Consider the following 13,404-nt stretch of genomic DNA (forward strand, 5'->3'; position numbering starts at 1 on the left):
CTACTATATATCACGTGCGCTCGAGCCGTTTGCCGATCTATTGCGCCCTCGCAACCCGGAACTTGTGCGCGCCGTCCCCGAACTCCTTGAACAGAAGCCCTCGGTTTTCATCATGGMGGATATCGGCAAACTACCGCCTGAGACTGAGCAAACGCTTTCGGATTGGGTCAATAAGGGCGGTACGCTGATCCGTTTTGCTGGACCGCGCCTTGCAGGCAACAGTGATCAGGATCCGTTGCTGCCCGTTACCTTGCGTAAAGGCGAGCGGTCCCTTGGCGGCACTTTATCGTGGAAGGAATCGCAACCTGTTGCGGCCTTCCCTGAGAACGGGCCCTTCGCCGGCTTGCCAACTCCGCAAGATGTGACCGTGACACGGCAGGTTCTGGCAGAGCCATCTTCCGACTTATACGACAAGAGCTGGGCCAATCTGGCAGACGGTACGCCGCTCGTAACCGGCGAGACACGCGAGCGCGGTCAGCTGGTACTGTTCCACGTAACACCTGAAGCCACATGGTCAAACCTGCCGATCAGCGGCAGTTTTGTCGATATGCTGCACCGTCTCGTCTCGTTGTCCAACGCAGCCGGACCATTGACAAACGATAATGGCGCAAGTGGCTCGCGTGTCCTTCCACCGTATCTGGCATTGAATGCCGAGGGTTCGCTTGTCCCGCCCAACGGCGACACCAGACCGCTCCTTGTCGGGAATGGTGCTAGCCCACAGGTGAGTTTCGATAATCCTCCCGGCTTCTACGGTGTTGAGGACGCCATGACGGCACTCAACCTTTTCAAGCCTGACGGCGAAATCAAGCCGCTATTTCGACCCGACCTGGCATTTCCGGTAACGACAGCACGCTACGCCGTGGACGAATCCTTGCCATTGCGTGGACCGCTCTTGGCACTTGCAGCACTGTTATTGGCACTGGATGCCATTGCCGTACTTTGGCTCGGCGGCCATCTGCGTCGCCGTTATCGTACGGCAGCGGCAGCATCGCTGGCCATCCTCCTGTTACCGGCCCTACTTGCCCTTGGCCCTACTCCCGCGTCTGCCCAGCAGAATGACAGCAAGCCCGGCGATCAAGCGATTCTCGAGGCCGTCAATGCCACGCATCTCGCCTACGTCATAACTGGTGATGGTGCTGTCGACGATGTCAGCAAGGCGGGCCTGCTTGGCCTGTCCAAAGCTCTCTCCGACAGCACGGCTCTCGAACCTGGTGAACCCATCGGCGTCAATCCTGCGACTGATGAACTCGCCTTCTATCCTTTGATCTATTGGCCTGTTGATGCAGCCGCAAAAATGCCGTCGCCAGAGGCGATCGCCAAGATTGATGCATATATGCAGCAGGGCGGAACGGTTCTGTTCGACACCCGCGATCAGGATGCAGCTGCGATCAGTTTCGACAACTCGACAACCCCGGCCAATCAAAGGTTGCGCGACATTCTTGCCGGGCTCAACATACCGCCGCTTGAGCCAGTCCCGAGCGACCACGTCTTGACCAAATCCTTCTACATTCTGCAGGACTTTCCTGGCCGTTATCGCGGTAGTCCCTTGTGGGTGCAGGCATCACTCTCGACCGAGACCCGCTCCGATCGACCAGTGAGGGCGGGAGATGGTGTCACGCCCATTATGATCACCGGCAACGATTTCGCAGGCGCCTGGGCGACGAATGCCGAAGGTTCTCCACTCTACCCGACGATCCCCAACGATCCGATGCAACGCGTTTACGCCTACCGCGCCGGTATCAACATTGTCATGTATATGCTGACCGGAAATTATAAATCCGACCAGGTGCATGTGCCTGACCTTTTGCAGCGGTTGGGGAATTAGGTCATGTATCTATCATTGGATTTCCAGCCTCTTGTTTCAAACACGCTTCTCGCGCTTTTGCTCATACCGCTGTTCATTCTTACGCTGGCCGGAATCTATTTTCGCCAGCGCGGCAGCCTGATCCGGCTGTTGGCCGTTGCAGCATTTGCCATGGCACTCTTCAATCCGATTGTTGTGAATGAGGAACGCGAGCCGCTGAAAAGCGTCGTTGCTGTCGTCGCTGACCGCAGCCAGAGTCAGGATATTGGCAACCGCACGGCAGATACAGATGCAGCTTTGAAACAGGTTCAGACAGAACTCGGCCGGCTACCGCAATTCGAGGTCAGGACGGTTGAAACCGGTCAAGCAACCGAAAATGATGACGCAACCTCAACACGTCTGTTCCAGGCATTGAATGGCATTTTCCGTGATGTGCCTCCGGCTCGTATCGGCGGCGCGATTATGATCACGGACGGCCAGATTCATGATATCCCGGCCAATTTGGCCGGTCTCGGTTTCGGTGCTCCGGTGCATGGGCTAATCACCGGCACGCCCGGCGAGATCGACCGCCGTATCCAATTTGTCCGTGCACCACGTTTCGGGTTGACCGGCAAGCCGCAGGAAATGACATATAAGGTGACAGCGTCGGGCGAGCCGCAAGGCGGCCGCGCGCGTGTTAGCGTGCGCGTGAACGGCGACGAGGTGAGCAATCAGGACGCTATTATCGGTCAGGAGATGCCGCTGGAGGTTACGCTACCACGAGCAGGCGTGAACATTGTCGAAATTGTCGTCGATGCCGTTCCAAACGAACTCACGGAAGTGAACAACCGGGCAGTTGCCATGGTTGACGGCATTCGCGAAAATCTGCGTGTCCTGCTGGTTTCCGGCGAACCGCATAATGGCGAGCGCACGTGGCGCAATCTTTTGAAATCCGACGCATCTGTCGATCTTGTACACTTCACGATTTTGCGGCCGCCCGAGAAACAGGATTCGACACCGATCAACGAGCTTTCGCTGATCGCCTTCCCAACGCGGGAACTTTTCGTCGACAAGATCGAGCAGTTTGACCTCATCATTTTCGATCGCTACCAACACCGCGACGTGCTGCCGCTGCTCTATTACGACTACATCAACGATTACGTCCAAAAGGGTGGCGCACTTCTCATCGCCGCCGGTCCCGAATACGCGGGCAACATGTCGATCGCCAACACACCGCTCCTCTCGGTCCTGCCTGCGACGCCGACGGGGAACATCGAAGAAAAAGCGTTCTATCCGCGTCTGAGCGATCAAGGTAAACGTCATCCGGTAACACGTGGCCTAGAGGGCAGCACGCAGGAACCTCCACACTGGAGCCGCTGGTTCCGCGTTATTGACGTCAATCAGCCCGAAGGCACAACAGTTATGGATGCAGGCGATAAGCCATTGCTGGTGCTCAATCATGTTGGAGAAGGCCGGGTCGGCATGTTCCTTTCCGACCAAGGCTGGCTCTGGGCGCGCGGCTTCGAAGGCGGCGGTCCGCATGCCGCGCTCTACCGGCGCATCGCCCACTGGCTTATGAAAGAGCCGGAACTGGAAGAGGAAGCGCTGACAGCAAGCGGTAGCGGCCGCAACCTGGAGATCCGCCGGCAGACCATGCAGAAGACCGCCAATCCTGCGAGCATCATCACGCCATCGGGCAAGACGAGGTCCATTCCCCTGACGGAAACCGAGCCAGGGGTCTTTACAGCTTCAGTGACAACCGATGAAATCGGACTCTATCAGGTGGCCAATGGTGATCTGACAACGCTTGCCCATGTCGGACCCGTCGACGCACCGGAATTCAGCGATAATGTTTCCACAACCGCCAAGCTCGACCCGCTGGCGCGCGAAACCGGTGGCGGAACGCGGCGGCTGCGGGCAACCCCCGACCAGAGCACAATCGAGGTTCCCAATATCGTCGCGTCACGCGGCATGGCGAGCGCGAGTGGCGACAACTGGATCGGATTGCGTCCGACCAACGAGACGATCCTGAAGAGCGTCAATCGCCTGCCACTCTTTTCAGGCTTCCTTGGCCTCGCCGCAATGATCCTGGTGCTGGGCGGCATGTGGTACCGCGAAGGCAAGTAGTGGTACCGTCAGGCCAGATTATTATCAGGTCTGGGTGGCGTGGCGTACCCGTCCCTGCACGGCCTCCAGGGCGCGCGGTGTGAGTTCGCAGGCGAGAAACCGGGTCGGTTCCACGGGCGCGGGCATGTCGATCAGATGACCTGGTATCTGGCGAAAGCCAAAAGGCGCATAGTAAGGCTCATCGCCGACAAGGATAACCAGATGGTGGCCAGCGACACGCGCCGCTTCCATACTGGTGCGCATCAGCGCAGCGCCGATGCCTTGATTTTTCCATGCGGGACGTACAGCCAAGGGGCCGAGAAGCAAAGCCGAAGTCGTGCCAATATGGATTGGCGTTAGCCGGACCGATGCTACCACGTGCTCTCCGTTCAACGCGACGAAGGAAAGCGCGCGATCGTGCGGGCCACCTTCACGAATCCGGTATGCAGCACGAGCAAACCGTCCCGGTCCGAAAGCTTCTTTGTTGATGTCTTCTATGGCAGCGTCATGCACCGGGTTCTCCGGGGCGTAAGTCACGACTTGGGTCAGCATGCTGAGTGTCTTTTTGAAAGGAGTGGATACGCGCCTCGAACCCTTTCGGTTGTTGGCAACACAGGAACTTCCGCCGCTTGGAAAAAGCGCCGGTCCGGGTTTCATCGTCGGATGAACAGAATTCCTGCCACAAAAGTCTCCTTTTCCGTCCGCGTAACATCAAAAGAAACGGCCGTAAACCGAAAATCCGGTTTGTCCGGCAAAAAGTGACACTCTGTTCACCGCTTTGGTCATGGAACCGAGAGGAATTGAGCTTAACTGTGAGGAACAACCGAATACTGAAATCAACCAGCGCACGGCGTGGTTCCAGGAGACGAGATGGGTTTATTGATTGATGGCGTGTGGCACAACCAGTGGTACGATACAAAGGACACGGGCGGCCGTTTCATCCGGACCGAGTCACAGTTTCGCAATTGGGTGACTGCTGATGGTAGCGCGGGACCATCGGGCAAGGCCGGATTCAAGGCCGAACCTGGTCGCTATCATTTGTATGTTTCCTATGCTTGTCCCTGGGCGCACCGCACGCTGATTTTCCGTGCACTCAAACAACTGCAGGACGCAATTTCGTTGTCAGTCGTCGACCATTACATGGGAGCGGAAGGCTGGACATTTTACGAGAAGGACGGCGCAACAGCCGACCACCTCTTTGGCTATAAGCGCTTGCACGAAATCTACACGCGCGCCAATCCCAATTATTCGGGCCGTGTAACCGTGCCGGTTCTTTGGGACAAACAGCGGAATACCATCGTTTCCAATGAATCATCGGAAATCATTCGGATGCTCAATTCCGCTTTCAACGACTTCGGCGATGCCTCCCTCGATTTTTATCCCGAAGCACTGCGCGGCGAGATCGATGAGATCAACGCGCTGGTCTATCCGAACATCAACAACGGCGTTTATCGGGCAGGCTTTGCCACGACACAAGAAGCTTATGAAGAGGCGTTTGCGCAATTGTTCGATGCGCTTGACCAACTGGAGGATCGGCTGTGCCGTCAGCGTTATCTCGTTGGCAACCGGCTGACGGAAGCCGACTGGCGCCTGTTTACCACTTTGCTACGCTTCGATCCCGTCTATGTGGGTCATTTCAAATGCAATCGCCAGCGCATTGCGGACTATCCAAACCTGTCGAACTACACGCGCGAACTATATCAGGTCCAGGGCGTCGCCCCGACAGTGAACTTGAAACACATCAAGGCGCACTACTACGGCAGTCACAAAACAATCAATCCAAGCGGGATAATTCCTGTCGGACCGGAAATTGACTACACAGCCCCGCACGATCGCGACCGTTTCTGATCGCTACCAGTCAAGCGGGACRTCAGCGCCGTCCAGAATCTCGGCGAGCCGACGCCGGGTGGACGGTGTAGTATCCTGTGGCAGGGCGTCGAGTTTGAAAAACCCCGCTTCAGCAATCTCGCGATTGGCGATGAACGGTGTTACTTGCCGGAACGAGCGGCAAACATAAAGCGCAACGTGATCGCGTCTTGACGCGTGGGCATTGTGATAGATGGCGAAAAGCTGGGGCCTGCCGGTGAGCTCGATATTACCTTCCTCCATCAGTTCCTTCTTGAGCGTCTCTTCAACTGTATGCCCCGTTTCCACGCCACCGCCCGGAAATTGCCAGCCGGGAACATAAGTGTGGCGAATGAGAAATACCGATTGCTCCTTGTCATCCAGAACAACACCGCGGGCACCAAGGGTCATGGGTCGACGAAGCAGAAAGTAGGTATGGAACAGGCGATGACGCCATTTTGAACGTTTTTCAACCATTCTGCCTGACCTTGGCCGGAACTGCTCCGGTGTGCGACGGTTGTATCACTGGATTTCGCGCCAATACTCTCATAAAGCTGAGTCGATGTTCCACCTCGCTCATATCTCCGACATACATCTGTCGCCTTTACCCGCGCTGACTTTGCGTGAACTGATCTCCAAGCGCATTACTGGCTATATCAATTGGCGATCGAACCGCAAGGGCTCGATGACAAGCGGTACACTGGATGTTCTTGTGGCCGATATGAAGGCACAGTCCCCGGATCATATCGCCGTCACCGGAGATCTCGTGAACTTGGCTCTGGATGAGGAACTGGAGACGGCACAGCGCTGGCTCAAAACCTTGGGTGACCCCGCTAACATCTCGGTTGTCCCCGGTAATCATGATGCGTACGTGCCGGGTGCGCTGAAAAAGACACGCCGCTTTTGGCAACCGTGGATGCGTGGTGACGCTCAGGCAGTGGCAAACAGCCCTGTGGAGTTCCCATATCTTCGCGTCCGCGGCGACATAGCGCTTATTGGCGTTTCCTCAGCGCGCGCTACCGCTCCCTTCATGGCGACCGGCGATATTCGCGAGCGGCAAGCTCGAAAACTGGGCGAACTTCTCGACGAAACAGGTAAACTTGGCCTCTTCCGGGTAATTATGATTCACCATCCACCAGTGCGCGGTGCCGCGCCTTCTCACAAGCGCCTGCTCGGCATCGGTCTTTTTCAGCGCACGGTTCGCGAACATGGGGCAGAATTGGTTCTCCATGGTCATACGCACCTGGCAACACGCTACGAGATTGAAGGTCCAAGTTGGAAAATACCAGTGATATGCGTCCCCTCAGCAAGCCAGAGTTTTGGTGGAAATCACAAGCCTCCCGCGGCGTTTAATCTGTTTTCCATTGCCAAAACCAATATCGGCTGGTCGTGTCATATGATCGAGCGTGGAATTGTCGACGAACAGATGAGCATCCGGACTATCCGCGAACATGACCTTCAAGTGGGCGCTGTACTCGCCCCGGTGTGATTCAAAAGTACGGCGATAAGCGGTCCCAGAAAAATGCCAGGAGCGCTCCTGCACCCGCCAGGCCGCCGATAACAAACCACGTCAATACAGTGACCAGTTCGCTCACAACCGATCTGGAGCGACGCGCTGAAGCGGACGATACTGCGGACGGCCGAACCAATGCATGTTCAGTTGGACCAGGGGTCTGATTTTCCTGATAAACGGCGGCGGAGCGAAGATTAATCCTCTCACCTTCCATCAGGCGCTGACGCTCGACGATCCGCTCAGCGATATAATTGGTTACCGCATCTGAAATGGGCTGCACGTCGGGCGACTCCGCCACTACGATCCGTCCAAGCCTCGTGTCCCGGACAAAACGATATGTCCGACGATCACGGCCCATCATGACATGCGACGTTGGATCAATCCACAATCTCGGCTGCTGCCCTTTGGAAATTGCGAAATCCCATTGCAGATCGTCCACAGGCACATCATCGAATACCGGCTTCAAATCATGGGCAAGGATTTCGATCCTGGCGAGGTCCGCTTCCTTCATATCGACGACAACGTCGCCGCGATCGGCAGCAGCAATTTGCGCACCCCGAACGGCGTCAGCAAGTTTTCGCCGATTATCAACGGCGGTGATCTTCTCTCGCATTTCACTCATAAGCATTTCCGGCACGAGCTAGGGTTAGAACATCATTAACCATCTGTCGCGGCCATTGCATCAGAAACTTGTCCGGAATGATTTTCGTTCCCCGCATAAATGAAAGGGCCCCGAAGGGCCCTTCATCACTTTCCGATTATCCGGTTTGCTGCCGAGACAATGCCCTCAAGTGAGGCAGTCACAATGTTCTTGTTGATACCTGCACCAAAAATCTTGCCGCCGGGATGTTCGATTTCCATATAGCTGATCGCGGCTGCATCCGAACCGTGCTGGAGCGAGTGTTCCGAATAGTTCACGACCGATAATTTAATGCCGAGATAGTGCGAAAGAGCGTCAATGAATCCGTCGACAGGGCCGGTGCCTCTTCCCTCAATCCGTTTCGTTTCACCGCGATCAGTGATCTCCGCAGAAAGCACACGCACACCCTTGCGCTCAGTATCGGGATAGGTGTGGTGGTCGACGAATTTCAACCGCGCGTTCGGCTGTTCGACATAGAGTTCCTGGAAGCGATCATAGATGCGCTTGGACGGCATTTCCTTGCCCTCCTCGTCCGTGATCTGCTGGATGTCTTCGCGAAACTCCACTTGCATGCCGCGCGGCAAATTCAGGCCGTAGTCGGCTTGAAGAATATAGGCGATGCCGCCCTTGCCGGACTGTGAATTGATGCGGATGATTGCTTCGTAACTACGCCCGACATCTTGTGGATCAATCGGCAGATAAGGCACTTCCCACAGCATCTTGTTGGCTTGCTTGATCGCCTTCATGCCCTTGTTGATCGCGTCCTGATGTGACCCCGAAAACGCCGTGTAAACCAGCTCGCCGACATAAGGGTGACGCTCAGGGATAACAAGCTGGTTGGAATACTCGTACACCTCCTTCATCCGGTTGATGTCGGAGCAGTCGAGTTCGGGATCGACGCCTTGCGTAAACATGTTCAGAGCCAAGGTAACGATATCGACATTGCCGGTGCGCTCGCCATTGCCAAACAAAGTTCCTTCKACGCGGTCGGCACCAGCCATCAGGCCGAGCTCGGTGGTTGCAACGCCAGTGCCACGATCATTGTGCGGATGCAGCGAGATGATCAGATTTTCGCGATTGTCGAGCTGACGGCACATCCATTCGATGCGATCCGCATAAATGTTTGGCGTAGACATCTCCACCGTCGAAGGCAAATTGATGATCAACTTGTTGTCGGGTGTCGGCTTGACGATTTCCGTGACCGCATTGCAGATTTCCAGTGCGACTTCGAGTTCGGTGCCCGTAAAGCTCTCAGGCGAGTATTCAAAACGATAGCCTCCGCCTGCCCTTGCCGCCATATCCGTGATCATTTTGGCGGCGTCTGTGGCAATCGTCTTGATGCCGTGAACGTCCTTGTTGAACACGACGCGCCGCTGTAACTCACTGGTTGAATTGTAGAAATGTACTATCGGTTTATGCGCGCCTTCCAACGACTCGAAGGTACGCGTAATCAACTCCGGACGGCACTGCACCAGCACCTGCAGGGAAACATCCATACCAGCGTTGCCCTCCTCCACGCACCAGCGCGCAAAGTCGAAATCCGTTTGCGAGGCTGAAGGGAAACCGATCTCAATTTCCTTGAATCCCATCTCGAGCAGCAGCGCGAACATGCGCACTTTCCTGTCGTGCCCCATCGGATCGATCAATGCCTGGTTACCGTCGCGCAAATCGACGGAACACCAGATGGGTGCCTTCTCGATACGTTTGGAAGGCCACTGGCGATCTTTCAGATCGACCATGGGATAAGGTTCGTATTTCTTGGCCGCATAGGGCATGCCCATGTTCCGTTGGATCATGTCGGTCATTTGTTTCTCGTTTCCGGCCGATGCGCATCAAATCTGGCGCGATCTCGGCACTCTTCTTAAGTGTTACAGTTATCTTGTAAAGGGAATAAGGAGCGATTGCCTGGCGGCTAATTCGACCGCCGGACGCTCCTCTTAACGAGCCCGGCGATCGCCAGTAAGGTTAAGAAGAAGCGGAAGGAGAAATGCGCGATTGGTCACGCCCGCGGAAGCGGACTGAACAAATGACTGTGGGGTCGGGCGCGTTTTCATGACCAGACAATTAAACGACTGCCAGGCCGGATGCAAGAAGAATGCTAGAGCAAGTTTGTCTAGTTCTTCTTCAACTGAGCCGTCGCACCGCCAGCCAGCCATTCACTGACGACTTTCACGTCGTCCTTGCCCAATCCATGATCGGACTTGATCGAACGCGCTTCCACGCGAGCACCGTGCGAGCGAAGCAAGTCCTCAAGGGCAGGCGCATAGGGTGCATAGAGCTGATCGGAAGCGCCGGAAACGGTCAACACTCGAGCATTGGCGAGATTGGCTTCGGTCGATTCTGTCAAGACGGGCATTGAACGTAAAAGTACTGCCTGTTTCACCAGGTCCGGGTAAAGCATCATCACGGCGTTGACCAAGTTAGCGCCATTGGAATACCCGAGAAACGTCGTGCGATTGGGGTCGAATTTGTATTCCCGCGTGACCTGCTTCAGAAACTCAGCAAAAGCCTTTGCYTCGGATCGAATACCCTGCTGGTCGAAACTGATGGGTGTCAGCCGGCGATACCAGCGGTTCGAACCGTCCTGCACTACACGCCCCCGCACGGCGAGCAGAAGAGCATTCGGTGCGATCTTGGAAGCAAAGGAAACGAGGCTGGTTTCATCCTGGCCTGAACCGTGCAGGAGAACCAACGTATCTCCGCTCTGAACCTCCGGACGGTAGATTCGGTACTTGAAAGTAAGGTCCTCATGGAGCGAACCTTCGCTCTGGGGAAGAATGTCGCCCTTGGTCGCTTTCTTCACGATAGTCCCACTGCCTGTCGCTCCAAGGTTAATCGGTACTACCTTTACCGGTGTCTGCGAATTTGCCTGACCCTTCTGCGGGCAGGCATCTCCGGTGCTATTTTTATCGACGTCGGGCTGCGGATCAATCGTATTTAACAATACTTCCGCTTTACCGGACTGCAGCTTGTCGCAATCTGCGGTATTGCGTGCGCTAGCCGGATAAGCGGCAACGATCATCGAGAGCCCGGCTAATAGTCCATAAAGATAAGGTTTACCCATAAGTTAATCCTGGCAGTTAAAGGTTAACTAAGATTGTAAACAGCCGCGGTCATCCGCTCGGCGCTGCCATGCGCTTTGGCCGCTCGATCCTCAAAGGGAACTGACGCGTATCGCCAAAATTTACGGTCCCCAGACGTACGCCCCCGGCGTCGCGTCAAATACGGAGAATTGCATTGCTGCGAGACATGTCACCCGGCAGAGCTTCTATGTCAACATAATTGTAACGAAATCATGACCGACTGAAACAATCCGTTACAAAATGTTGCAGGACTGCATCGAACCATCGTCCGGGACTGAACCGAAAGTCCGTCATGGGGTGACGAAAATGGTGATTTTCGAGCACCGAAGCGCAGCGTACATTTGGGTACGTGAGCATCGGAGCACAGAAAAGCACCATTTGCAGCCCGCTATGGCGAATTTACGGTCAGTCTCTCAGGCGAAAGGAACGGCAACCGTCCCGATAGGCAGTTTCGCCTCGTCTTCAGGTTCAACATGGATGACGACACTGGCGTCCGGAATCTCCGCCATCAACGCATTTTCGATACGGTCGCAAATGACGTGCGCATCGCCAACGCTCATTCTAGCCTCAACCACCAGATGAAATTCAATAAAGGTTACTCGCCCGGCGATGCGTGTCTTCAGATCATGAACCTCGAGCGCACCGCCCGCGTTGGAGGAGATGACATCGCGGATGCGCATCGTCTCTTCCGTCGCCACGCCGACATCCATCAGGCCTTGCACGGAATTTCCGATCACGCTCCATCCCTGCCACAGGATATTGAGCGCAACGATCATCGCAAGTATCGGATCGAGGATCGTCCAACCAGTCAGAATGGCGCCCACAAGACCAGCAAAAACACCAACGGAGGTCACCACATCGGTCATGATGTGCCTTCCATCCGCCAGCAATGCCGGGGATTTGTGTTTGCGCCCGCGGTTGATAAGCAAAGAAGCCCAGAACGCGTTGATGATCGATGCACCGCCGTTGATCGCAAGGCCAAGCCATGGCTGCTCCAATGTCCGGGGCGTCGCCCAAGCGACCCAAACTTCGCGCAGGATCAGCAAAGCAGCGACGACAATCAGCACCCCCTCAAGCACCGCCGAGAAATACTCGGCCTTATGGTGCCCGAAAGGATGATTCTGGTCGGCGGGTTTGTAGCTGACACGGATCGCCCACCAGGCGGCGATCGCAGCCACCACATTGACGATCGATTCCAGCGCGTCCGAATAAAGTGCGACAGAACCGGTCACATAATAGGCAGCGTATTTCAGTGCAAGCACCGTAATACYGATCAAAATCGACCAGCCTGCGATGCGCTGAACTGTGGTGTTTTCTGTCRTGCTGCTCGTATCTTTGCCCGGCGCGGCAGGTGCGCCACGACATTCTCGATCATCCGCATACCAGCGTTATGACCGAGTGTCATGATCGATTCCGGATGAAATTGCACCGCCGCAATCGGTTCGCTTTTATGCTCGAACGCCATGATGACACCGTCCTCCGTTTCTGCAGTAACGATGAACTCGTCCGGCAGGCGAACCGGATCGGCGAAGATCGAGTGATAGCGGCCCACCGTGACTTCCTTGGGCAGGCCCGAGAAAATCTTGCCGTGCTTGGTAATGCGAATGCGCGAGGGTTTGCCGTGCATCGGAACATGCAGCTGTCGCAGCGATCCGCCATAGGCCTCGGCAAGCGCCTGCAAACCGAGGCAAACGCCGAAGATCGGCAGTTCACGCTTGCGGGCTTTCTTGATCGTCGCTTTGCAGTCAAAATCCTCCGGCGTGCCGGGTCCAGGTGACAGAACCACCAGATCTGGCTTGATCCTGTCGAATATCTCCTCTGCAACCGGCGTGCGCACGGTTGTCACGCTTGCACCGGTCTGTCGAAAATAATTCGCCAAGGTGTGGACGAAAGAATCCTCATGATCGACGAGAAGAATCGACAGCCCCTCTCCTACTCGCGCGACAGCGCGCTCCTCTGGCAGGACATTGCTCTTGTGCGCGTCCCTCACCGCCGCAATCATTGCCGAAGCCTTGAGTTCCGTCTCCGCCTCCTCTTCCTCGGGAACTGAATCGTAAAGCAAGGTGGCGCCTGCACGCACCTGCGCGATACCGTCCTTGATGCGGATCGTACGCAAAGTCAGGCCCGTGTTCATGTCGCCGTTGAAATTGACCATGCCGATGGCACCACCATACCAGGCGCGCGGGCTACGCTCGTTTTCTTCGATGAAACGCATAGCCCAGAGTTTTGGCGCGCCGGTTACGGTCACAGCCCAGGCGTGCGACAGGAATCCGTCAAATGCGTCCATATCCTCACGCAAGCGGCCCTCGATGTGATCGACGGTATGGATCAGCCGTGAATACATCTCGATCTGGCGACGCCCGATGACACGGACCGACCCCGGCTCACACACGCGACTCTTGTCGTTGCGATCGACATCCGAGCACATGGTGAG

At 55.9% G+C, this 13,404-nt stretch carries 11 protein-coding genes; 4 read left to right on the top strand and 7 right to left on the bottom strand.

Going from position 1 to position 13,404, the window contains the following annotated elements; all coding sequences use genetic code 11:
* Both ACXJ5O_RS07790 and ACXJ5O_RS07795 read left to right on the top strand, forming a co-directional pair.
* The coding region (locus ACXJ5O_RS07790) for a DUF4159 domain-containing protein (protein ID WP_457299391.1) at nucleotides 1–1,825 on the top strand (1,825 nt) is incomplete at its 5' end.
* A gap of 3 nt (nucleotides 1,826–1,828) precedes the next feature.
* Nucleotides 1,829–3,910 carry a hypothetical protein gene (locus ACXJ5O_RS07795; RefSeq protein WP_457299392.1) on the top strand — a complete coding sequence of 694 codons (2,082 nt, stop codon included), beginning with the start codon at nucleotides 1,829–1,831 and terminating at the stop codon, nucleotides 3,908–3,910.
* A gap of 24 nt (nucleotides 3,911–3,934) precedes the next feature.
* Here the strand turns inward: ACXJ5O_RS07795 and ACXJ5O_RS07800 are convergent, their stop codons facing one another.
* Nucleotides 3,935–4,441: a GNAT family N-acetyltransferase gene (locus ACXJ5O_RS07800; protein ID WP_457299393.1), complete on the bottom strand. Its 507-nt coding sequence runs from the start codon at nucleotides 4,439–4,441 to the stop codon at nucleotides 3,935–3,937.
* 318 nt (nucleotides 4,442–4,759) lie between these two features.
* Here ACXJ5O_RS07800 and ACXJ5O_RS07805 point away from each other — a divergent pair, with 318 nt between their 5' ends.
* Nucleotides 4,760–5,737: a glutathione S-transferase family protein gene (locus tag ACXJ5O_RS07805; RefSeq protein WP_457299394.1), complete on the top strand. Its 978-nt coding sequence runs from the start codon at nucleotides 4,760–4,762 to the stop codon at nucleotides 5,735–5,737.
* A 3-nt stretch (nucleotides 5,738–5,740) separates the two neighbouring features.
* On the opposite strand, the gene ACXJ5O_RS07810 is transcribed toward ACXJ5O_RS07805, so the two are convergent.
* The gene (locus tag ACXJ5O_RS07810; protein ID WP_457299395.1) at nucleotides 5,741–6,211 is read right to left on the bottom strand and encodes an NUDIX domain-containing protein; all 471 of its coding nucleotides are present in this window, start codon (nucleotides 6,209–6,211) and stop codon (nucleotides 5,741–5,743) included.
* Between the two features lie 85 nt (nucleotides 6,212–6,296).
* On the opposite strand from ACXJ5O_RS07810, the gene ACXJ5O_RS07815 reads away from it, so the two are divergent.
* Nucleotides 6,297–7,223, top strand: a complete 927-nt coding sequence (locus ACXJ5O_RS07815; protein ID WP_457299396.1) for a metallophosphoesterase family protein — start codon at nucleotides 6,297–6,299, stop codon at nucleotides 7,221–7,223.
* Between the two features lies 1 nt (nucleotide 7,224).
* On the opposite strand, the gene ACXJ5O_RS07820 is transcribed toward ACXJ5O_RS07815, so the two are convergent.
* From ACXJ5O_RS07820 to ACXJ5O_RS07840, 5 genes are all read right to left on the bottom strand, one after another.
* Complete coding sequence (locus ACXJ5O_RS07820) at nucleotides 7,225–7,869, bottom strand: hypothetical protein (protein WP_457299397.1); 645 nt, start codon at nucleotides 7,867–7,869, stop codon at nucleotides 7,225–7,227.
* 125 nt (nucleotides 7,870–7,994) lie between these two features.
* On the bottom strand, nucleotides 7,995–9,692 hold the full coding sequence (leuA, locus tag ACXJ5O_RS07825; protein ID WP_457299398.1) for a 2-isopropylmalate synthase: 1,698 nt from the start codon (nucleotides 9,690–9,692) through the stop codon (nucleotides 7,995–7,997).
* 308 nt (nucleotides 9,693–10,000) lie between these two features.
* Nucleotides 10,001–10,951, bottom strand: coding sequence for an alpha/beta hydrolase (locus ACXJ5O_RS07830; RefSeq protein ID WP_457299399.1), 951 nt, complete (start codon nucleotides 10,949–10,951; stop codon nucleotides 10,001–10,003).
* A gap of 432 nt (nucleotides 10,952–11,383) precedes the next feature.
* Nucleotides 11,384–12,265 carry a cation diffusion facilitator family transporter gene (locus ACXJ5O_RS07835; RefSeq protein WP_457299401.1) on the bottom strand — a complete coding sequence of 294 codons (882 nt, stop codon included), beginning with the start codon at nucleotides 12,263–12,265 and terminating at the stop codon, nucleotides 11,384–11,386.
* A partial coding sequence (locus ACXJ5O_RS07840) for an anthranilate synthase component I (RefSeq protein WP_457299400.1) occupies nucleotides 12,244–13,404 on the bottom strand: 1,161 nt, incomplete at its 5' end. The genes ACXJ5O_RS07840 and ACXJ5O_RS07835, both read right to left, overlap by 22 nt.

It is taken from the genome of Phyllobacterium sp. P5_D12 (assembly GCF_054049495.1).